This is a genomic window from Flavobacterium franklandianum (assembly GCF_007097365.1).
GTDB classification, from domain to species: Bacteria; Bacteroidota; Bacteroidia; order Flavobacteriales; family Flavobacteriaceae; genus Flavobacterium; species Flavobacterium franklandianum.
In genome coordinates, this window is record NZ_VJZR01000023.1 from 1 (window position 1) to 21,246 (window position 21,246).

General features: G+C 34.7%; 19 protein-coding genes. 12 read left to right on the top strand and 7 right to left on the bottom strand.

What is annotated here, in order from left to right:
* The first annotated feature begins 246 nt into the window (after nt 1-246).
* On the top strand, nt 247-402 hold the full coding sequence (locus tag FNW17_RS16400; RefSeq protein WP_185965312.1) for a hypothetical protein: 156 nt from the start codon (nt 247-249) through the stop codon (nt 400-402).
* 50 nt (nt 403-452) lie between these two features.
* On the opposite strand, the gene FNW17_RS15395 is transcribed toward FNW17_RS16400, so the two are convergent.
* Nucleotides 453-1,406, bottom strand: coding sequence for a T9SS C-terminal target domain-containing protein (locus FNW17_RS15395; RefSeq protein WP_143390963.1), 954 nt, complete (start codon nt 1,404-1,406; stop codon nt 453-455).
* 200 nt (nt 1,407-1,606) lie between these two features.
* Between FNW17_RS15395 and FNW17_RS15400 the strand changes: the two genes are divergently transcribed.
* Entirely contained in the window at nt 1,607-2,614 is a 1,008-nt protein-coding gene (locus tag FNW17_RS15400) for a beta-ketoacyl-ACP synthase III (protein ID WP_143390962.1), read from the top strand.
* Between the two features lie 126 nt (nt 2,615-2,740).
* On the opposite strand, the gene FNW17_RS15405 is transcribed toward FNW17_RS15400, so the two are convergent.
* From FNW17_RS15405 to FNW17_RS15425, 5 genes are all read right to left on the bottom strand, one after another.
* Nucleotides 2,741-3,142, bottom strand: coding sequence for an OsmC family protein (locus FNW17_RS15405; RefSeq protein ID WP_143390961.1), 402 nt, complete (start codon nt 3,140-3,142; stop codon nt 2,741-2,743).
* A 265-nt stretch (nt 3,143-3,407) separates the two neighbouring features.
* The gene (locus tag FNW17_RS15410) at nt 3,408-5,321 is read right to left on the bottom strand and encodes a LysM peptidoglycan-binding domain-containing protein (RefSeq protein ID WP_144072111.1); all 1,914 of its coding nucleotides are present in this window, start codon (nt 5,319-5,321) and stop codon (nt 3,408-3,410) included.
* 123 nt (nt 5,322-5,444) lie between these two features.
* Nucleotides 5,445-6,974: a glutamine-hydrolyzing GMP synthase gene (gene guaA, locus FNW17_RS15415; protein WP_144072112.1), complete on the bottom strand. Its 1,530-nt coding sequence runs from the start codon at nt 6,972-6,974 to the stop codon at nt 5,445-5,447.
* 58 nt (nt 6,975-7,032) lie between these two features.
* Entirely contained in the window at nt 7,033-7,764 is a 732-nt protein-coding gene (locus FNW17_RS15420) for a hypothetical protein (protein WP_144072113.1), read from the bottom strand.
* Nucleotides 7,765-7,982: 218 nt separating this feature from the next.
* Nucleotides 7,983-8,579, bottom strand: coding sequence for a hypothetical protein (locus FNW17_RS15425; RefSeq protein WP_144072114.1), 597 nt, complete (start codon nt 8,577-8,579; stop codon nt 7,983-7,985).
* Between the two features lie 408 nt (nt 8,580-8,987).
* On the opposite strand from FNW17_RS15425, the gene FNW17_RS15430 reads away from it, so the two are divergent.
* From FNW17_RS15430 to FNW17_RS15455, 6 genes are all read left to right on the top strand, one after another.
* A complete protein-coding gene (locus FNW17_RS15430) occupies nt 8,988-9,374 on the top strand; it encodes a RidA family protein (protein ID WP_143392023.1) in 387 nt (128 codons plus the stop codon).
* Between the two features lie 160 nt (nt 9,375-9,534).
* Entirely contained in the window at nt 9,535-10,782 is a 1,248-nt protein-coding gene (locus FNW17_RS15435; RefSeq protein ID WP_144072115.1) for a voltage-gated chloride channel family protein, read from the top strand.
* A 191-nt stretch (nt 10,783-10,973) separates the two neighbouring features.
* On the top strand, nt 10,974-11,978 hold the full coding sequence (locus FNW17_RS15440; RefSeq protein ID WP_144072116.1) for a DHH family phosphoesterase: 1,005 nt from the start codon (nt 10,974-10,976) through the stop codon (nt 11,976-11,978).
* Nucleotides 11,979-11,984: 6 nt separating this feature from the next.
* Complete coding sequence (gldI, locus tag FNW17_RS15445) at nt 11,985-12,662, top strand: gliding motility-associated peptidyl-prolyl isomerase GldI (RefSeq protein ID WP_144072117.1); 678 nt, start codon at nt 11,985-11,987, stop codon at nt 12,660-12,662.
* Nucleotides 12,659-13,777 (top strand): peptidylprolyl isomerase, encoded by a 1,119-nt coding sequence (locus FNW17_RS15450; protein WP_144072118.1) that lies wholly within the window; start codon nt 12,659-12,661, stop codon nt 13,775-13,777. The genes gldI and FNW17_RS15450 overlap by 4 nt, the downstream gene beginning before the upstream one ends.
* A gap of 184 nt (nt 13,778-13,961) precedes the next feature.
* Nucleotides 13,962-15,203, top strand: coding sequence for a peptidylprolyl isomerase (locus FNW17_RS15455; protein WP_144072119.1), 1,242 nt, complete (start codon nt 13,962-13,964; stop codon nt 15,201-15,203).
* Nucleotides 15,204-15,619: 416 nt separating this feature from the next.
* On the opposite strand, the gene FNW17_RS15460 is transcribed toward FNW17_RS15455, so the two are convergent.
* The gene (locus FNW17_RS15460; RefSeq protein WP_144072120.1) at nt 15,620-16,060 is read right to left on the bottom strand and encodes a hypothetical protein; all 441 of its coding nucleotides are present in this window, start codon (nt 16,058-16,060) and stop codon (nt 15,620-15,622) included.
* Between the two features lie 102 nt (nt 16,061-16,162).
* On the opposite strand from FNW17_RS15460, the gene xerA reads away from it, so the two are divergent.
* The 4 genes from xerA (at nt 16,163) to FNW17_RS15485 (ending at nt 21,036) form a co-directional block, all read left to right on the top strand.
* On the top strand, nt 16,163-17,200 hold the full coding sequence (xerA, locus tag FNW17_RS15465; protein WP_144072121.1) for a site-specific tyrosine recombinase/integron integrase: 1,038 nt from the start codon (nt 16,163-16,165) through the stop codon (nt 17,198-17,200).
* Between the two features lie 178 nt (nt 17,201-17,378).
* The gene (locus FNW17_RS15470; protein ID WP_144072122.1) at nt 17,379-19,034 is read left to right on the top strand and encodes an McrB family protein; all 1,656 of its coding nucleotides are present in this window, start codon (nt 17,379-17,381) and stop codon (nt 19,032-19,034) included.
* Complete coding sequence (locus FNW17_RS15475) at nt 19,034-20,368, top strand: McrC family protein (RefSeq protein WP_144072123.1); 1,335 nt, start codon at nt 19,034-19,036, stop codon at nt 20,366-20,368. Before FNW17_RS15470 ends, FNW17_RS15475 begins: the two co-directional genes overlap by 1 nt.
* A gap of 251 nt (nt 20,369-20,619) precedes the next feature.
* Nucleotides 20,620-21,036 (top strand): hypothetical protein, encoded by a 417-nt coding sequence (locus FNW17_RS15485; protein WP_144072124.1) that lies wholly within the window; start codon nt 20,620-20,622, stop codon nt 21,034-21,036.
* Nucleotides 21,037-21,246 lie beyond the last annotated feature (210 nt).

Consider the following 21,246-nt stretch of genomic DNA (forward strand, 5'->3'; position numbering starts at 1 on the left):
CCCGAAAAACTTCGCTTAATAGAGTATTACGATGCAGATAAAAACAATTATCTTGTTTTTATGACAAATAATTTTGATGTAACAGCTCTTGAAGTCTCGTATATTTATAAAAACAGGTAGCAAATAGAAACATTTTTTAAATGGATAAAACAAAATTTAGTAATTAAAAAACTTTGGGGACATTCGCAAAACGCAGTCAAAATACATATTTGGACAGCTATTTGCACCTATTTAATTGTCGCATATGTGAAAAAAGTAGTTGAAAGCGAGTTGTCAATATATCAGATTATGCAAATTTTAAGTATATCTGCTTTTGATAAAACACCGGTAGGTGAATTATTGGGTAACTTTCAAAACAATCAAAATGTCAATGAACAGCAATATAATATTTTTGATAATTAAACTAATTATTTAACGCACCAGCACTAATTGACATTGTTAAATATTAAAAATTAATTTCTTAAAAAAAAACTCAAATCGACCGTATGGATTTGTTGGGTAACATTTATAAACGGTTTTTTACTGAAGACTTCATTGGTGATATAAAAGAGTTGCCCATCTTCGGTTGCGATTCCTTCTACTTGATGAAAAGGCAGAGGAAGCTTTATTTTTCGTTGGTTTCCAGTCGAGAAATCATTGTTTTTATAGTCATTCAACAAGTATAAAAATGGTTGTAGTATTTCGGAATAGCCACAAAGTACGATTCCTTTTCCGGATTCTAATAATGTCGCCCCAGTTATTAGACCTGATACATTAAGTGTTTCTTTTAATTTAGCCGTATATTTTCCTGGGATTTTGGGTAACACATACACAGTCGTTTTCTTTTGACTCCATTGTTTGGCAAACAAATAAATACTATCTCGGGAAACAACAAAAGCTTCACAATCAAAATCGGTATGATTTTCTTTTTGTTCGTTAAAATCCGTTTGATTCGAATACGAAAATGAAATCGTGTCGATCACAGGATTGATCGTTAAAAAAGATTTTTTTTCGATTCTCAAAAGATGCAAATCCTTTCGGTTGCCCTTAAAATTATTTCCGAAATCACCAATATAAATATAACTGCTATCTTGCGAAATCTCCTCCCAATCGTTGTTTTTTACTTTTTCGAGCTTGATTTTTTTTTGAATTATTCCGTTGGAATCCAAACCATAAATAGTGGTATCGTGATCGTCATTGTGTGTCCAAAATAATTTTTCGAAAACCATCAAACCGGAAGTTTCTCTCAAAGAATCCTTTAATTTTATGGAAGTTTTAGTTTTGACTTTAGCGGAAGCATACACGCAACTTCCATCGTTATTTATAGCATTTGGATTAAAATTTTTCGCTTGAGCATCCGTACAACCCGATATTTGGCCATAGCTAGAAGTGAGGATTAAGAAGAAAAAAATAAGTGATTTTTTCATTAAAAAAGAGAGATTGCTAGACAGGCAAAAATAAGCTATTAAAACGGATGTTGATTATAAAGAGCTTCGATTTCAATAAACGAAAAAGACTTTTTGAAATATTGAAAAAATGATTGGCGCTTTCAAAATTATTGTTACATTGTGCTAGATTTTAAAGTATTCTTAAAATTGTTATCTTAATTTTATTAAAACATTGCAATATGTACCATTCAAAAATAACGGGATTAGGACATTATGTTCCTGAAAACGTAGTGACTAATGACGATTTATCCAAAATAATGGATACTAATGATGAGTGGATTCAGGAGCGAACAGGAATTCAGGAGCGAAGACATATCATTCGAGGAGAAGATACCACTACATCTATGGGAGTGAAAGCAGCTAAAATTGCTATTGAACGTTCTGGAATTGATAAAGAAGCTATTGATTTTATCATTTTTGCCACTTTGAGTCCTGATTTTTATTTTCCTGGCTCAGGAGTTTTGGTGCAACGTGATTTAGAATTAAAAAATATTGGAGCATTAGACATCCGAAATCAGTGCTCGGGTTTTGTATATGCAGTTTCTATAGCAGACCAATACATTAAAACCGGAATGTACAAAAACATACTCATTATTGGTTCCGAAGTTCAATCGACAGGCTTAGATATGACCAATCGGGGTCGAGGCGTTTCGGTGATTTTTGGCGATGGAGCTGGTGCAGCAATTATGAGTAGAGAAGAAGATTTGTCGAAAGGAATTTTATCCACACATTTGCATTCCGAAGGGCAACATGCCGAAGAATTATACGTAAAAGCACCAGGAATGGGAGGTCGTTGGGTAACCGACATTCTAGCGGATAATGATCCTGAAGATATTAGTTATTTTGGTCAAATGAATGGGCAATTTGTGTTCAAAAATGCAGTTGTTCGTTTTGCCGAAGTGATTAATGAAGGTTTGCAAGCCAATGGTTTGCAGGTTTCGGATATTGATATGCTAATTCCGCACCAAGCGAATTTGAGAATATCCCAATATATCCAAAAGAAATTCAATTTGACTGACGATCAAGTTTTCAATAATATTCAAAAATACGGGAACACCACCGCAGCTTCTATTCCAATTGCTTTGACCGAAGCTTGGGAACAAGGAAAAATCAAATCGGGTGACACTGTGGTTTTGGCTGCTTTTGGTAGCGGATTCACTTGGGGAAGTGTGATTATAAAATGGTAGATTGATTACAAAACCATTGCGTATTTAAACCAATTTAAAGAGAAAAAAAAAACCAAAAAATAGAGTATAGAGCACTAAAATTGTTGTTCTTTACTCTATTTTTTTTCTTAATATTTAATACTCCTCCTACTTCCAATTAAAACTAATCCTTTTCTCGATTTCTGTATTCAAACTCAAGAAAACAGGGCAAGTCATTGCGGTTCTTTCTAGAATGGTTTTCGTTTTTTCATCGGTAGCAAGGTTCATATCAAAAACAATTTCGATAGCACTAATTCTTCTCGGTTCGGCTTGCATAATTTTGGTCATAGCTGCTGTAGCTCCCGTAAAATCAACATTTAAATCTCTTGCTTTGATTCCCATAACGGTCATCATACAACTGGCCAAAGCATTGGCAACAGTATCAGTTGGAGAGAATGCTTCCCCTTTTCCGTTATTGTCTAATGGTGCATCAGAAATGATTTCGCTTCCCGATTGCACGTGTATTGACGAGGTTCTTAAATCACCTAAATAAGTTACTTTTGAGGTCATGTTTTAATTATTATTTCTATTTATTTATTCAACGGATTAAAATCCGTTGCTACACAATATTCTTATTTTATTCTACGGATTAAAATCCGTTGCTACAATATTCTTATTTTATTCCAACGGATTAAAATCCGTTGCTACAATATTCTTATTTTATTCAACGGATTAAAATCCGTTGCTACAATATGAATCGTTCCTATGGAACTTTTACATAAAAATTATATTGCTTGCCTCTCTATTTTACTGAAATCTGAAATCTGCCAACTTGCTACTCAGCTTCCTTGATAGTCAAATCAGTATCATAATACAAGATATAAATTCCTTTGTTGGTATAGCCGCCATCCGGTTTTTTATAATATTCAAACTTGTTATCGACTTGCTCTGTAGCTGTAGAATCGACCGTTTCTTGATAGCTTTTCCCTTGCGACAAACGCATCATCGTGTCAAAAGTCACATCAAAACCACGAGTGGCATACGTACTTGGCGAAATTTTGTTTTTCTTTCTGTATTCTTTTTCGAAAATTAGCGCTTCGGCTGATTCATTTTCACGAGTTATCGAGGGATACATTAGTTTTAATTTGGTCAAATTCTCAAAACTAATTTCATCCGTATCTAAGGTTTCGTTAGGTTCAAAAATAACCAATTCTAAACTATAACTTGCCATAACGCTCATCATTGTCGACATTGTCCACTTAATCATCCCTGTGTTTTCTGAAGCCAAAACCACATAATTCATTTTGTCTTTTACGAGTAAACTTTTCAAGCTTTCTGCCGATAATGTTCCGTTTTCTTGCAAACTGGCAAATTGTACTTGACTATAATTTTGCTTTATAAATTGGCTTACCGACTCTTTTTTCTTATCGACAACTGCAATAATATTTCCTCCTTTTGCGATCATATATTCGAAAACGGCTCTTTTCAAAGCATCGGCTGTTGGGATAGTTTGATATAAATTGGGTACCGATTCGCCAATATCTTTCGATAATGGTGAAATTACAGCAACATTACTATTACGCAATAAAGCAGCCGTTTTTTCGACATTATTTTGATAAAAAGGACCTATTATGGCATCGGCAGATTCCAAACTATTTTGCTGGTGGAGCGTCGAAATATTCGAACTGTTTTTGGTTTCCTGTGAATCAAAAATACTTACATCTACAGCAACTCCAATACTTTTAGCAGAATCTATCGCCATTAATGCACCAGAATAAAAATCCAAAGTCATATTCAAAAACTTATCTTTCCTTAAACGATTGGTAATCGAATTTACCGTATCTCCTTCTATTTTAGTTAAATTAAAAGGCAACAACAACACCAGTTTTTTCCTGTCATTCGAGTTTTTTGACAATAAAGTGTACGCTTTTTTAATTACAACTTCCTGCGGAAAAGAAGCCGATTCAGGTACTTTTACAACCATTCCTACTTCAACACCATTGGCCAAAGCGGGATTCAAATTCACTAAATTTTCCTGTGACAAACCCCCCATTTTCGACAAGCTGTATAAGGTTTCTTTGGGTTTTACCGCATAATCAATATAATTAATTTTTGGAGAAACTTTTGGAATAATGGGTTTTACCGTTTCCTTTTGAGGTACCACAACTGCCACTTTTGGAGCAGTTCCTTTGATTATTAATTTTTGTCCAATGGCCAAATTAGGAATGATTTCGGGATTTCGTTTTTCCAATTCTTCGATGGTTATTCCGTACTTTTTAGCAATGGAATATTTGGTTTCTTTGGGAAACACTATGTGATACACCACTTTTTCTGGAGTTGAAACTGTCGTTTTTGCAACTGTATTCGATGGAATAACAAGAGTTTGCCCTATTTGAAGTCCTAATTTTTCTAAATCGGGATTGGCCTTCTTCAAAGCTTCATTCGAAACATCGTATTTTTTTTCGATACCAAATAAAGTTTCTTTGGGTTCTACTTTATGCGTTATAACTTTAGCAATTGTTTTCTTGGCATTCCCTTTTTTAGGAATCAGCAAAATACTATTAGGTTTTAAACCACCTTGCGCATCGGGGTTTAATTGATAAATATCATAAGGGGTGACATTGTATTTTTGGGCAATTTGGCTAATCGTTTCCCCTTTTTCAACCTTGTGAGTTGTATTTTTTTCTTGAGAAAATCCGTTTAAAGAAAAAACCAAAGTAACCAAACACGCTGCTATAAAATATTTCATCCTTCTTTTTTATAAAAAATTAGTTTTTCAAAGATAGCAAAACGGTATCAAATTTTATTCCAAAATCTGATACCGTTTTTATATAATTCACATAATTATTGTTCGAAAACAATCCTTATTATATTATTCCCACTCGATGGTTGCTGGTGGTTTTGAGCTAATGTCATACACCACTCTATTTACCCCTTTCACTTTATTAATAATATCGTTAGAAACTTTCATCAAAAATTCATAAGGCAAATGGACCCAGTCAGCAGTCATTCCGTCAGTAGATTGTACTGCTCGAAGCGCTACCACTTTTTCATAAGTACGCTCATCGCCCATTACTCCTACACTATTTACAGGAAGCAAAATCGCTCCGGCTTGCCAAACTTGGTCATACAATCCCCAAGATTTCAATCCATCAATAAAAACTTTATCTACGTCTTGCAAAATTTGTACTTTTTCTAATGTAATATCGCCTAAAATACGAATCGATAATCCAGGTCCTGGAAAAGGATGCCTTCCTAATAATTCTGGATCAATCCCTAAACTTGCTCCTACTCTACGCACTTCGTCTTTGAAAAGCATGCGCAACGGTTCCACGACTTTCAACTTCATATAATCAGGTAAACCACCCACATTATGATGCGATTTGATAGTTGCCGATGGTCCTTTTACCGAAACCGATTCGATTACATCGGGATAAATTGTTCCTTGTGCCAACCATTTTACGTCTTCAATGCGATGCGATTCGACATCAAAAACTTCGATAAACGCGTTACCAATGGCTTTTCTTTTTAATTCTGGATCAGAAACTCCTGCTAATGCATCATAAAACCGTTGGGAAGCATCAACTCCTCTTACGTTCAAACCCATTCCTTCGTATTGGTCTAACACACTTTGGTATTCATCTTTTCGAAGCAAACCATTATTGACAAAAATACAATAGAGATTTTTCCCAATGGCTTTGTGCAATAAAACCGCAGCTACAGTCGAATCGACACCTCCAGAAAGTCCAAGAACCACTTTATCGTCTTGCAATTTTTCTTTCATTTCAGCTACAATCTCTTCAACAAAAGCACCTGGCGTGAAATTTTGAGGAACTTCGGCAATTTTTACCAAGAAATTCTCTAACATTTTAGATCCATCGGTAGAGTGAAAAACTTCGGGATGGTATTGAATGGCATATGTTGTTTCGCCTTCGATTTTATAAGCAGCAAATTCTACATCATGCGTGCTCGCTAGCTTTACACCGTTCGTTGGCAACGCCTTGATACTATCGCTATGGCTCATCCAAACTTGGCTATTTTCAGAAACGCCTTCGAAAAAAATTTCATCTTGTTTAATATAAGATAAATTAGCTCTTCCGTATTCTCTGGTATTAGACGAGGCTACTTCTCCACCACTAAAATGCGCTAAATATTGTGCTCCGTAACAAACGGCAAGCATTGGTAATTTTCCTCTAATTTGAGATAAATCGGGGTGTGGTGCATCTTCTCCGCGAACAGAAAATGGACTTCCGCCAAGGATTACCGCTTTATAAGATGATAAATCATCAGGAAAATGATTGTATGGAAAAATTTCGCAGAATATATTTAATTCGCGAACTCGTCGGGCAATAAGTTGTGTGTATTGCGATCCGAAATCTAAAATAAGTACGTTGTGTTGCATTTGGCAAAAATACTTTTTATTATCGGGAATGAAAAATCGAAAATTAGAAAAATTAAAATTACTCTCTAATAACAATCATTTTGATTTTAACACCCAAAGCTAAGTTATTCCAATACTCAGTAGTAATGTCTCTATTAACATCATCTAAAACGTGCAATTCCGCCGTATTTCCGCCAGAAGTCCCCATACTTGCAACAACAAATTCAATATCATTTAAGCCAAGATTCAAAGGAATTCTGAATTCCCCAAATTCAGAATTCAAATACAAACCCGAACGCAATAATTTACCGTTTAAATAAACATTTATTAAATCGCCATCTATTACTATATAATCTCGGTATTTGACAGTAAAATATTCAGATTTAGTTCGGTATTCACCAAGGTATCTGTCAACTCTGTCTAAAAGACTTTTATCTTCTTTCAGCCCTTCCCTAATCATTGTTTTACTTAAATCCTTGGTCATTTTGTCTTGATAAACATCGCCTAGTTTATGCTCAAATTTGTTTTTTGGAGTCATCGAAAAATGATTCTCGGGAGTTCCTATTTCAAAAGAATTGTCAGGTTTGGGTTTAGTGCCAAAAATATTTGTTTCTTTCAATACATTGGGAGCTACAATTTTTGGCAAATCCAATTTGGCAAAATTGGTTGGAGGAGGAATATCTTTTTCTTTTTTTGGTTTTGCAATGGTCGTTTGAGGTTTTATGGCTTTGAATTTAGGCTTGAATTCAATTTGCCCAAAAGCTTTTGAGCTCAGACCTATTATTATTATAAAAAAAAGAAATCGCTTCATATTGTTTTTCCTATTGATGAATCAATATTTAAAAAGTTCAAAAATAATAGAAATCAAATAGCTAAAGTCACAAAAATTACATAAAAATTTTTTGGAGTTTTATTCTTTGACAAGGCATTCACAAATAAAACTAGCCACAGATTCACAGATTTTCAAAGTAACTTATATTAAAAATCTGTGAATCTGTGGCGTATATTTTACTATTACAACGGAACACCCTATTCTTTAACCAATATTATAGTTGCTTTATAACCGGTTCCAACATTCCATTGGCTGGCCGAAATAGCGATTCCCTTATCATCATAAACCTGAAATTCTGCTGTATTTGGCGAAGCGAAACCTTCGTTCAGGGCTTCGAAATCAATTTTGTTAACACCATCAACCAATGCTATTTTGAAACCTTTAAATGCGCCGTCCAAAACAACTTCGGGTTCAATTATCTTATCGTTCAAATAAACTCTAATCTTGTCGCCATCCACATAAGCCGCATCCTTATACCGAATGGTAGAAGTGAATGATTTGGTTTTGAAACTTCCTAAAAATTGATTTCTTCTATAAAAAATGCCGCTAGAATTGGACTCTTTTTTATATAAATTACTGTTCAGAAAAATAGCCTCAGGATTTATAAAATCATCTACAGCTGCTTTGACAACATCGGGTGGCGTGACTTTTGGCGCAATTACTTTTGGTGGAATTACCTTTTTTATTTTCGAGTTCTTGGCGGGAATTGCCTTAAATTTGGACTTGAATTCATCCTGCGAATATCCATTTAAGGACATCACTAAAATGATAACAAATAATACTATTTTTTTCATTGCTTTTATAAATTAGTTAATCAATGCATTTTAAGTCTAAAACCGAAAATTAGTGTGATTCAACTCTTCTTATATAACATTCAATAACAGAATTTATTTCATATCCGTAAATTATGTAACTCCAAGAATACTTTACCTCATTGAACTTTTAAATTAAACTTCCTAAATAATAGCAACAGATTCACAGATTTTCAAAAATATTTTTTTAATCGGTGACTCGAGCAATAGCAAACAGGCGAAACAATCTGTTGCAAAAAAATCGAAGTAGCCCTTCGAGAAATTAAACCTAGAGATTTAAATCCGGATTTTTTATTTCTTCTTTTTTTTATAAATTGCACAAAATATACCGGAAATAGAATTAAATTTCAAAACATTCAAAATCAACACAACACAAATAAAACAAACAAAATGAAAAGAGAAAACATATTGACAGGATCACCTTGGGAAGACAAAATGGGCTATTGTCGTGCGGTTCGCATTGGAAATATCATTGAAGTATCAGGAACTGTTGCCATTGTCGATGGCGAAAAAGTGAAAGCCGATGATGCTTATGCACAAACTCTAAACATTCTGGAAAGAATCGAAAAAGTACTCGAAGACTTGAATGTGGGAATGAAAGACGTGATTCGCACTCGAATTTTCACTACCGATATTACAACTTTTGAAGCGGTTGCCAAAGCCCACGCTGCTTTTTTCAAAGACATCAAACCAGCGACTGGTTTTTATGAAATAAGCAAATTAGTAGCTCCAGAATATTTGGTTGAAATTGAATTTACGGCTGTTGCTGCTGAATAATTTCTTCTAAAAAAATAAGCCGCGAATTACACGAATTATCACAATTTAAGTACAGTTTAAAATTAATTGTCACTAATTTTTAGGATTAGTGTGAGAAGAACAGCTGATTTTTCGTGTAAATTTGTGTAATTCGCGGCTAAAAAAGTCCAATACCCTAAGAATGAACCTAAAAAAAACCTCTCTTCTCATCACCAAATGGATTTTCATTTGTCTTTTGATAGGCGTTTTTTCGGGCTGTGCTTCGGCTTTTTTTTTGGTATCCTTAGAATGGGTAACTCAATATAGAGAACACCACAATTGGATTATTTGGCTTTTGCCAATTGGCGGACTTTGCATCGGACTACTGTATCATTTTTACGGAACTGATGTAATAAAAGGCAATAATGTATTGCTGGAAGAATACGAAAATCCCAAGAAAACCATTCCGCTCAAAATGGCTCCGATGGTGCTTATCGGCACTTTAATCACCCATCTTTTTGGTGGTTCAGCAGGTCGCGAAGGTACCGCTGTACAAATGAGTGGTGCCATCGCTGATCAATTCACAGGTTTGTTTAAACTTAATAATTCCGACAGAAAAACACTCATTATTCTGGGAATCAGTGCAGGTTTTGCTTCGGTTTTTGGAACCCCTTTGGCAGGAGCTTTGTTTGCTTTAGAGGTTTTGTATTTCAGCAAAATCACTTACAAGAGTATCGCTTTATCTTTCCTTACCGCGTATGTAGCTTATTTTACAGTCGAATTTTGGCAAGTAGCACATACCCATTATCACATTCCAATTGTACCCCAAATAACGGTGACAATACTAGGATGGATTATTATTGTTAGTATAATCTTTGGTTTTGCATCGATGTTATTTTCAAGATCTACCCATTTTTGGGGAAAATTATTTTCAAAAACAATCTCATTTCCTCCCCTACGTCCGTTAATTGGCGGACTTATTTTAGCTTTAGCTATTTATGGCATTGGAACCACAAAATACATCGGTTTGGGAATTCCAACTATTGTCGAATCCTTCTCCGCAACAAACCCGTGGTATGATTTTATACTGAAAATAGTCTTTACAGGATTCACACTTGGTGCTGGATTTAAAGGAGGCGAAGTAACACCACTTTTCTTTATTGGCGCCACATTAGGCAGCGCTTTATCTACAATTGTTCCTTTACCTGTAGCACTTTTGGCAGGAATGGGATTTGTAGCCGTATTTTCGGGAGCCACTCACACTCCAATTGCTTGCACGGTTATGGGAATGGAACTTTTTGGTATAGAAAGTGGCTTATTCATTGGAATTGCCTGCGTGGTGGCTTACTATTCGTCGGGTTCGGTAGGAATTTACAATTCTCAAATCGTTAAAGGCTCTAAATACAAGTTGTATCAACGTTTTAAAAGAAAAGATTTAGAAGATTTTTAGTATTGTAAAAGTTTGTTAAATCTTTAAATGTTTTCAACATTACATTAAAAAAATGTAAATTCGCAACCTATGAAATCGCCACTAACTAAAAGTTTGCCTAAGCAAACACCAATAATAAAAAAGGCGACCCGAGCATAGGCGAATTGGCGAAGCATACCATATGTGACCGCTGAAAAATATAATTTACACATATGAAAGAACAAGACATACAAGCGATACAGTTGTTATTAGCAACACCAAAAAAAATTGCCATAATTCCGCATCGAAGTCCTGATGGAGACGCAATGGGTTCAACTCTTGGATTGTATCATTTTTTACTAAAAAACAATCACCATCCTGTTGTGATTTCTCCCAATGAATTTCCTGATTTTCTTGCTTGGATGCCAGGCTCCGAAACCGTAAAAATTTTCGAAAAAGATAAAAAAAACTGCACAAATATACTTGAAGAAGCAGATTTGATTTTTACTTTAGATTTCAATGCATTGCACCGTGTGGGCGAAATGGAAAATGTGCTGAACAAGCTAAAAGTTCCATTCGTAATGATAGATCACCATCAATCACCAGATGATTATGCAGCAGTTACTTACTCTGACACTTCGTTCGGTTCCACTTGCGAAATGCTATATAATTTTATTGCTGCTCTTGGCAAAAAATCAGACATCGACAAAACCATTGGCACTTGTATTTATACTGGAATTTTAACCGATTCCGGTTCGTTTCGTTTCCCAAAAACAACGGGAACAACTCATAGAATCATCGCCGATTTGATTGATTTAGGTGTCGAAAACAGTGAAATTCCAGCACTTCTTTACGATAATAGTTCGTACGATAGATTGCAATTATTAGGAAGAGCGCTCCAAAATATGAAAATTTTTCCGGAGCAGAAAACCACTTATACCACGCTTACCCAAGATGAATTAGACCATTTCAACCACATCAAAGGAGATACCGAAGGCATCGTAAATTATGGTTTGAGTATCAAAGGAATTGTGTTTACCGCTATTTTTATTGAAAATACTGACGAGAAAATCATCAAAATTTCACTTCGTTCGCAAGGTAATTTTGATGTGAATCTTTTTGCCAGAGCGCACTTCAACGGCGGAGGTCATCGCAATGCAGCAGGAGGAAAATCAGAAGTATCGATGGAAGAAACCGTTAAAAAGTTTGAAGATTTAGTTAGTAAACTAAAAATATAACGCATTATGAACAACAGTAAAATAATTCTATTGGCATTTTTGGTGACTCTTTTGGTTTCCGGTTGCAAACAAAATCAGGAAGCCCGCAGACCTGTTTCACAAGCATCTGGAACTTTTATGAAAAAATCGGCTGAACGAAACAAAAAGCTCGTTTCTACAGAAGAAGATCAAATCGATTCCGTAATAAAAAGGAACCCAAAAGTAAAATTTATTGCTTCTACCAATGGCTATTGGTACACTTATGTTGTTCAAAATACATTAGACACTTTAACTCCAAAAAAAGGAGACGTAGCCTTTTTTAACTATGAAATAAAAGATTTGAAGGGAAAAATCATCTATTCGGAATTGGAATTACGACCTCAAACTTATGCCATCGATAAGCAAAACATAATGACTGGTTTGCGTGAAGGCATCAAACTGATGCGCAAAAAAGAGAAAGTAATTTTCCTTTTTCCTTCTCACATTGCCTATGGTTATCACGGTGACGAAAAGAAAATTGGTCCCAATCAACCTTTGCTTTGCACGGTGACGTTGCACAATTTCATTTCAGAAGCCGCTTTCAAAAAAGAAATTCTGCTTAGGAAAACCGATGCGTTAAATCAAGTTCCAGGTGAAGAACCCACCATTCAAACAAAAATCATAAACACTAATAAAGACACATTAACCAATAAACATTCCCAATGAAAAAAAGCATTCTATTCTTATTAGCAGTCCTAACTGCAGCCTCCTTATATTCTTGTAAAGAGGAAAAAAACAACCTTCCTGACGGTTTATATGCCCAAATCGAAACCAACAAAGGAACCATAATTACGCAATTATTTTATGACAAAACGCCCATTACTGTAGCCAATTTTATAACATTAGCCGAAGGAAAAAATGATTTCATCACCAACGAAAATCTTAAAAACAAACCTTTTTATGATGGATTAAAATTTCACAGAGTCATTGCAGAGTTTATGATTCAAGGTGGAGATCCATTGGGAACTGGCTCTGGTGATACAGGCTACAAATTCGCAGATGAAATCACAGAAATGAAATTTGATAAAGGAGGCGTTTTGGCTATGGCCAATAATGGACCGGCGACCAACAGCAGCCAATTCTTTATCACACACGTTGAAACTCCGTGGTTAGAAGGAAAACACACCATTTTTGGTCAAGTTGTTGGAAATGGAATGGAAGTCGTGAACAAAATTGAGCAAGGCGATCATATGATTAAAGTTACCATTATCCGAAATGGTGAAGCTGCCAAAAAGTTTGATGCCAGCAAAACTTTTCGCGATTACTATACGATAGAAGCCGAGAATCAAAAAAATAAATTGGCTGCCGAAGCTGCTGCCAATGCGCAATACCAAGCCATTTTTGACCAAAAAGTAGCTGAATTTGACGCTTTGAAAGCGAAAACTACTACCACACCAACAGGATTGAAATACGTTATCACCAAAAAAGCAGGGGGCAAAAAACCAAAGGCTGGAGCTAATATTTTCATTCAATATGCTGGCTATCTAGAAAACGGAAGTCTATTCGATTCCAGTATTCCAGAAATTTTAAAAATGTATGGAAAACTAGATGCCAGTAGATCCGCTCAAGGTGGCTACCAACCCATTCCTTTTCAAGCTGGAAAAAAAGACGGCTTGATTCCGGGATTTATAGAGGGAATTGAGCAACTCTCTTTTGGTGACAAAGCCACCATTTTCATCCCTTCGAGATTGGGATATGGCGAAGCTGGAGCTAGTGGTGTGATACCGCCCAATGCCAATATTATTTTTGAAATCGAGTTATTAGAAAAAATGCCTCAGTAATTTATAAAAGCAAATAAACTACCACGGGGAAGAGTCCCGAGGTACTATCGAAATAATAGCTACTGATTCACAGATTTTCAAAAAATCTTTTTTAATCTGTGAATCTGTGGCAAAAAAATCGGAGCAGCCCTTCGAGGAATTAAACCTAGAGAGATTAAAGTCAGACCTTAAAAAATCATTTAAAATGAAAGCTAAATTCTTAGTATTATTATTCTTGGGAATGTTGAACCTTCAGGCACAAACAGCCAAAAAACCTGTAACACCCGCCAAGAAAGTAGCAACAACCAAAACGACACCCAAAACTACAACAACTAAAGTTAGTCCGAAAACCGTAGCTGTTGTCGAAGGCATTTTTGCCACCATTGTCACCAATAAAGGAACTATTGTTGTGCAATTAGAATACAAAAAAACGCCTGTTACCGTAGCCAATTTTATTGCACTTGCCGAAGGAAAAAACACCTTTGTAGCCGATGCTAAACTTAAAGGAAAACCTTTTTATGATGGCCTTAAATTTCACCGAGTAATTCCCGATTTTATGGTTCAGGGTGGTGATCCATCCGGAAATGGCTCTGGCGGTCCGGGGTATGCTTTCAAAGATGAATTCAACGATTCGAAATTCGAAAAAGGTGGCGTTCTAGCAATGGCCAATTCTGGGCCTACATCAAACGGAAGTCAATTTTTTATTACCCACAAAGAAACGCCTTGGCTAAACGGAAAACACACCATCTTTGGCCACGTAACACAAGGAATGGATGTGGTAAACCAAATTGCACAAAATGATGTGATTCTTAAAATGACCATTACCCGAAAAGGAACTGCAGCCAAAGCATTTGATGCACCAAAGATATTTGCAGATTATTACAACAACAAAGCCGAAGATGCCAAAAAGCAAGCGGCGATAGATGCTGAAAATCAGAAAAATCAAGCCGCAATTCAGGCTGAAGCCAAAAGAGAGTATGAAGAAAAATACAGCAGTGTAATCAAAGCAAAAGTGGCTTATTTGGCAACTGAAAAAGCTACCGCAACCACTACCCCATCTGGATTAGCGTATAAAATTACTCAAAAAGGAACGGGTGTAAAACCAGTAGACGGAACCACTTTCTATTTTAATTATGCTGGCTATTTTGAAGATGGAACCCTTTTTGACAGCAGTTATGCCGATGTGTGCAAGGCTTACGGAAAATACGATGCCAATAGAGATACCCAAAACGGATACAAAGCATTCCCGTTTGAAGCCGGAAAAAAAGACGGTATGATTCCGGGATTCCTCGAAGGATTGAGCTTAATTTCTTTTGGAGAAAAAGCCATCATTTATATACCATCGAAACTTGCTTATGGTGAAGCGGGTGCAGGTGGTGTGATTCCGCCCAATGCAACATTAATTTTCGAAATCGAAATGATCGAAAGCAAAGCAGAACCAAAATAATTAAGACCCTAATTTGTCATTTCGAAGAAGCAAATCTCATAACGAGGAGCAACTAATGTGAGCAACTAATGCGATTTCTCCTTCATCGAAATGACAAAAATAAACCCTACAAGTAATTGCTACTTGTAGGGTTTGTTATTTTAAAATAGAATAGGTATATAAAGCGAATTATACCAAACAAATTGCTTTTTAATTCCTTCTTTCTACTTCGTTTGTCAGGCTGTAAAGCGTCGCTTCTCTCGTGCGTCGAGACTCCTACGGATTGACAAATAGTTTATTATTTTGGACTATTTTATATGCGTTTTTGATATTATTATAAATACTATTCCCCATCCAACAGATAAGAAATCCGTTCTTATCCGTGTTATTGCGAAGCAAATCTGTGTCATCCGTGTCCCATTCAACACAAAACGAACTTATTTCTTCCCAAACTTCCAGTCAAACTCATCCTTGGCATTGATGATGGCGCCAATCTCGAATTTCACTACCTCGTCAAACTCCGTTTGCAGGATGAACCAATTGTCTTCGTTGAAATAGTTTTCGAAAGTATCGAAATCTTCTTGGGTAAATTTAGTAATGCCCTTGGTAGTTAAATCTTTTTTGACATCACTTATTTTTTTACCAATGATTGTATTGCCAAATAATTCCAAGTCAGGACTCGAAGCCACAATATAACCCAGTTTCATTTCTTCTTCTTGATAGAACGTCAAACGCATTTTCAGCGTGTTGTAGGCAAAAATTACATTGTCGTCTTCGTCCTTATAATTTCGGTTGGGTTTTCCGTAAAGAGCGATAACGTCGTTTTGTTTCATACCGAAAAGGAGCTTGTCGATTCCGTTTTTTGGGTTTATTTTCATAAAATAATATTTAACCACAAAGTTGGCAATTTTATTTGCAAAGTTGATGGTGTTTTTAATTTAAAATTTATTCATTATATTGGTACATTAAAAGCATTGATTATGAAATGGGAAGCCAAAATTATTACCCATAAAAAGGAAAAGCGAATCGCAGTCTATTTCGAAAAAGATATTGATTTAATAGCTCGGATCAAGAAACTGGATGGTTCGCGCTGGAGCCAATCTCTGGTGGCTTGGCATCTTCCAGATACGGAGGAAAATCGAGTTCGTTTTAAGATCCCTCTTGTATCGTATTCATTGCCTTCGACAGAAGGTATCGAACAAATCGAAAAGTTCAAGCAATTCCTGCGCTCCAAACGCTACAGCGAAAGCACGATTACTACTTATAGTGAAGCCCTGAAATCATTTTTGGTGTTTTATCGTGACAAAGCCGTTGCCGATATAAACAATGAAGATGTGATTATTTACAACAACGAACATATTTTGAAAAATAATCTTTCGGCTTCCTACCAAAATCAGGTAACGAACGCCATAAAGCTATTTTTCCAAACCATTCGAGAAACTAAGATGATGGTCGATAAAATACACCGCCCTAAAAATGCAAAAACATTACCCAACGTTTTGAGTAAAGAAGAAACGTTTAGGCTTATCGATTTGACCACTAATTTAAAACACAAAACATTATTGGCTTTGATTTACTCTTCTGGCCTAAGAATCAGTGAAGCCATAAACATGAAAATTACTGACATTGATAGGCAAAGAATGCTGATTCATGTAAAAAATGCAAAAGGAAAAAAAGACCGATACACCCTATTATCAACTAAAGTTTTAGAATTACTAAAAGAGTATTATGCTATTTATAAACCCAAAACATTCTTATTTGAAGGACAATACGGAGAACAATATAGTAGTAGAAGTGCGCAATCTGTATTGCAACAATCTGCAAAAAAAGCAGGGATTACAAAACAAATTAGTTTACATACACTTCGTCATAGTTTTGCCACCCATTTATTAGAAAACGGGACCGATTTGCGTTATATACAAGATCTATTGGGACACAGTAGCCCGAAAACAACAATGATTTATACACATGTGAGTAGTACTTCTTTAAAAAACATTATCAATCCTTTTGATATGTAAGATTTTTAATTAAATTTGTATAGTATAAAGTAAAAATTATACGCATAAATACTAACAAAAACATGCGTATAACATGCCAATTTGGAACAAAAGACTGTAATTTTATGCGCATATATAATAGTTATGCGTCAGTGTAAAAACCCGACACCCCATACAAATGACAACAAATAGAAATTGAATGACCGAATACGAAAAATTTAAAAAGCTTCTAGAATATTTTATGGCACACCTTGAATTCTGCGTAACTGACCAAAAAGTTGGAGACGGTTACGACAGATACATTAAAGTCATAAAAAATTTCAATCGCAGTGGACAAGGACATAAAGGGCAGAACATTCAAAATCAAATAAAAGAATGGGAGTCATACACAAATGGTGACATCTGTATCAACATCAACCCGACTGTTTATAAAGGAAGAGGATGTTATCTAAATTGGGAAGAGACATCAATTAATGTCAACGCTCTTTGGAATAATGATTCAATAGTGGGATTAAAAATCGTAAAGGACAGCTATCCAATAAGTAATGCTAAAGATGTTGTAAGCTATTCTGTTCAAGACCTAGGATTACTTGACAACAATCCTCCAAATGAGAATCTCAAATCATTTTTTGACCGATTTGACGAAATAATAATTCAATGGAATAAAGAACAAGAAAGTAAACAAGAAATGAAGCAAATACAGCCTTACATAGACTTACTCAAATCATCCAAAAACATCATCCTTACAGGTGCTCCTGGAACTGGTAAAACATTTTTAGCAAAACAAATTGCAAAGCAAATGATTGGTGTAAAAACCGATGATGAGTTAGAAGAAAGCGGACAATTTAATTTTGTACAATTTCATCCATCATACGATTATACAGACTTTGTCGAAGGTCTTAGACCGACACCACCTGATGAAAACGGAATCATTGGCTTTGAAATTAAAGACGGAATTTTCAAATCGTTTTGCCAAAAAGCTTCAGAGGCAAAATTTTCAGAGATTGTTGACAATTTTGATTTGGCTTGGGAAAATTTATTAACAGCGATAAGAAATAGTATCGCACAAGGAACATTAACAACAATTGGTTCTTGGGATTACGGCTTATCTTCAAAGGACTCATTAAAATATTCTTCTTTAAATACCCCATCACAATACAACTTTACTATCACGAAAAAAAATGTTTACGATGCTTATCAAGGAAAGCAATCAAGACCCTCGGGTGCTTTTCAAAAAGATATGGAAGATGTTGTGAATTATTTGAAAGCCAATTTTGATTTAGTGGAATTCACAAATAATCAAGAAAGCACTAATAATGGCATTAAAAACTATGTTTTTGTAATTGATGAAATTAATAGAGGCGAGATTTCAAAAATATTTGGTGAATTATTCTTTTCCATTGACCCGAGCTATAGAGGTAAAAAAGGAGCAGTTAAAACGCAGTATTCAAATTTACACAGTGACGAGAAAGAAGTTTTTTATGTGCCTGAAAACGTATATATAATCGGCTCAATGAACGACATAGACAGAAGTGTTGAAAGTTTCGATTTTGCAATGCGAAGACGTTTTACTTGGATAGAAATTACAGCGGTGCAAAGTGCAGATAATATGAACTTACCACAGAATACAAAGGAAAGAATGTTAAAACTAAACGAGCAAATTTCAAATACAGATGGTCTAAATCCTTCTTATCATATTGGAGCTGCATATTTTTTAGATTCGAACGGCAATGCTAGACAGGATATTGACAACATTTGGAGTTTACGGATTGAGCCACTACTAAAAGAATATTTGAGAGGAATGCCTGATAGCTTTGAGAAAATTGAATTACTCAAAAATGCATTTACTGTTTAATGAGAACAACTGATAACAATGGCGGGAAAAGTATAGATAAATTTGACAATTTGAACATTGCAGATTTGTCAGTTATAGCAAACAGAAACCTTTTGGATTTACAAAAGGAAAATCCTGATTTGCTTATTTTTCCTCATTCATTTGGTAAGTTTCGAGACGATGTAGAAAAGCCACATATTTTCTCACTAGATGATGAAAACCTGACAACATATAATTTAATGGGGTTCATTGGTCGAAATTCAACACAACTTACAATTTCGTCTCGTTTTGCAAAAGACGAAAACAATGACTATTTTCTTCATTATATGTTGCAAAAGGTATTTTCAATTAATCTTTTAAAATTTGACCAAACACCAAACAAAGAAAATATTTGGGATTTTCTTCTTTATCTCTTTCCCTATTATCTCAAAAAAGCATATTCACAAGGTATCTATAAAGCATATAAAAAAGAGGAATACAACGATTCAAATGTTAAAGGAACTATCGATGTAAAACGCCACATCATTAGTAATATTCCATTTACTGGAAAGATTGCTTATACAACAAGAGAACATAGCTATAACAACAATCTAACACAACTTATTAGGCATACAATTGAACACATCAAAATGCATCCTTTTGGAAGTGGTGTTTTAACGAATGATAGTGAAGTCAGAGACATTGTAAGTAAATTCATATTTGTTACAGATAAAACATTTAATAGCAATTCAAGACAAAGGATAATCACTAGTAATTTAAAACCCATTACTCATCCATATTTTACAGAATATTCAGCTTTGCAAAAAATTTGCTTAAAAATTCTACGACACGAGAAAATTACATTTGGTAATAATAAAGATAAAGTTTACGGTTTATTATTTGACGGAGCTTGGCTTTGGGAAGAGTATCTAAATACTATTTTAAAAGAAAATTTTATTCACCCAGAGAATAAAACTGGAAAACACAGACAATATCTATTTGAAAATAATAAACAATCAATTTATCCTGATTTTATAAGTAAAGAAGAACCAAAGTCTGTTGGGGATGCAAAGTATATTCCTCTTGACAGACAACAATCATATTCTGAAAATTCAGAAAAAGCAACTAGCATTTACTACAAGACAATTGCTTATATGTATCGCTTTAGTTCAAATAGTGGGTTCTTGATATTTCCAAAACAAGACACGAGTTTTTATGATACATACCGCATAAAGGAAACAGAAGGAATATTAAAGAAAATTGGACTTGCAATACCACAGACAACTGAAACTTTTAAAGAATATATGAAAACGATGAATATAAATGAACAAGAATTGAGACAAAATTTAATGACAGACAAAACACCGAACGCATAACACGGGTTTGGCAAAAGTGGCGGTTCAGTGCTCCGCAGATACATCTGTGGTTAATCAAAGTTTGGTTCTCCGCATCAACATTTGTGGTGAAAATCGCCACCTTCGCCAAGCCCGAAACCGTTAGCGGATATCTTTAAAAAAATCGCAGTTGAAAAAAATATGAATTTAAAGTTAATGACTGAATTGAAAAAATTATAAATAATTCAAAAAATTAAAAGTTGTAAATAAAAACTAAATAAAAACGATTTATAATGGAGCAGACTCAAATCATTGTGAGAACATCAAAAAGTACGGGAGTATATAATAGAGCAAATTCTTACACTTTGTTTTTAAACGGCAAACCTTGCAAAGAAGTGAATTATTTAAATAATAGAATAATCTTAGTAGTTGAAGCTGGACTAAATGTTGTGGAAATTAAAAACGAAAATACAACAATCCGAAAAGAGCTAAATTTAAGAAATGGACAACAATTAACAATTACAATTAATGCAAGCGCAACTTACAAATTAAGTTTAGGAATATTAATTGGAATTGCTATTGTTGGCGTAATTATTCAATTAATTATTGCCAAAAAAGTAATTTTACCTTTAATATTTATTCCGTTTATATCATTATTATTCTTTAAAAAAGAAAACTATCCAAATAGTTTTGAATTAACAATAAATTAATAAGACATCCGCTAACAGCGGTTTGGCGCAATTGGGGTTTTAGGCTTTATCAAAGTTGGTTTTGTACTTGAAAGTTGGTTTTTAAATCGATACATTTGGCTAACCAAATCCCCAACTGACGCCAAGCCACGAGACGTTAGCGGTTATGCGCCCGCAGAAACGGAGAATTCAAGAAACTATGGAAAAAAAACTAGAAATATATACTCCAAA

Excerpts from the sequence above, each read along its gene's own strand:
- FNW17_RS15395 (WP_143390963.1), bottom strand. The coding sequence starts at position 1,406 with ATGAAAAAATCACTTATTTTTTTCTTCTTAATCCTCACTTCTAGCTAT.
- FNW17_RS15400 (WP_143390962.1), top strand. The coding sequence starts at position 1,607 with ATGTACCATTCAAAAATAACGGGATTAGGACATTATGTTCCTGAAAAC.
- FNW17_RS15405 (WP_143390961.1), bottom strand. The coding sequence starts at position 3,142 with ATGACCTCAAAAGTAACTTATTTAGGTGATTTAAGAACCTCGTCAATA.
- FNW17_RS15410 (WP_144072111.1), bottom strand. The coding sequence starts at position 5,321 with ATGAAATATTTTATAGCAGCGTGTTTGGTTACTTTGGTTTTTTCTTTA.
- guaA (WP_144072112.1), bottom strand. The coding sequence starts at position 6,974 with ATGCAACACAACGTACTTATTTTAGATTTCGGATCGCAATACACACAA.
- FNW17_RS15420 (WP_144072113.1), bottom strand. The coding sequence starts at position 7,764 with ATGAAGCGATTTCTTTTTTTTATAATAATAATAGGTCTGAGCTCAAAA.
- FNW17_RS15425 (WP_144072114.1), bottom strand. The coding sequence starts at position 8,579 with ATGAAAAAAATAGTATTATTTGTTATCATTTTAGTGATGTCCTTAAAT.
- FNW17_RS15430 (WP_143392023.1), top strand. The coding sequence starts at position 8,988 with ATGAAAAGAGAAAACATATTGACAGGATCACCTTGGGAAGACAAAATG.
- FNW17_RS15435 (WP_144072115.1), top strand. The coding sequence starts at position 9,535 with ATGAACCTAAAAAAAACCTCTCTTCTCATCACCAAATGGATTTTCATT.
- FNW17_RS15440 (WP_144072116.1), top strand. The coding sequence starts at position 10,974 with ATGAAAGAACAAGACATACAAGCGATACAGTTGTTATTAGCAACACCA.
- gldI (WP_144072117.1), top strand. The coding sequence starts at position 11,985 with ATGAACAACAGTAAAATAATTCTATTGGCATTTTTGGTGACTCTTTTG.
- FNW17_RS15450 (WP_144072118.1), top strand. The coding sequence starts at position 12,659 with ATGAAAAAAAGCATTCTATTCTTATTAGCAGTCCTAACTGCAGCCTCC.
- FNW17_RS15455 (WP_144072119.1), top strand. The coding sequence starts at position 13,962 with ATGAAAGCTAAATTCTTAGTATTATTATTCTTGGGAATGTTGAACCTT.
- FNW17_RS15460 (WP_144072120.1), bottom strand. The coding sequence starts at position 16,060 with ATGAAAATAAACCCAAAAAACGGAATCGACAAGCTCCTTTTCGGTATG.
- xerA (WP_144072121.1), top strand. The coding sequence starts at position 16,163 with ATGAAATGGGAAGCCAAAATTATTACCCATAAAAAGGAAAAGCGAATC.
- FNW17_RS15470 (WP_144072122.1), top strand. The coding sequence starts at position 17,379 with ATGACCGAATACGAAAAATTTAAAAAGCTTCTAGAATATTTTATGGCA.
- FNW17_RS15475 (WP_144072123.1), top strand. The coding sequence starts at position 19,034 with ATGAGAACAACTGATAACAATGGCGGGAAAAGTATAGATAAATTTGAC.
- FNW17_RS15485 (WP_144072124.1), top strand. The coding sequence starts at position 20,620 with ATGGAGCAGACTCAAATCATTGTGAGAACATCAAAAAGTACGGGAGTA.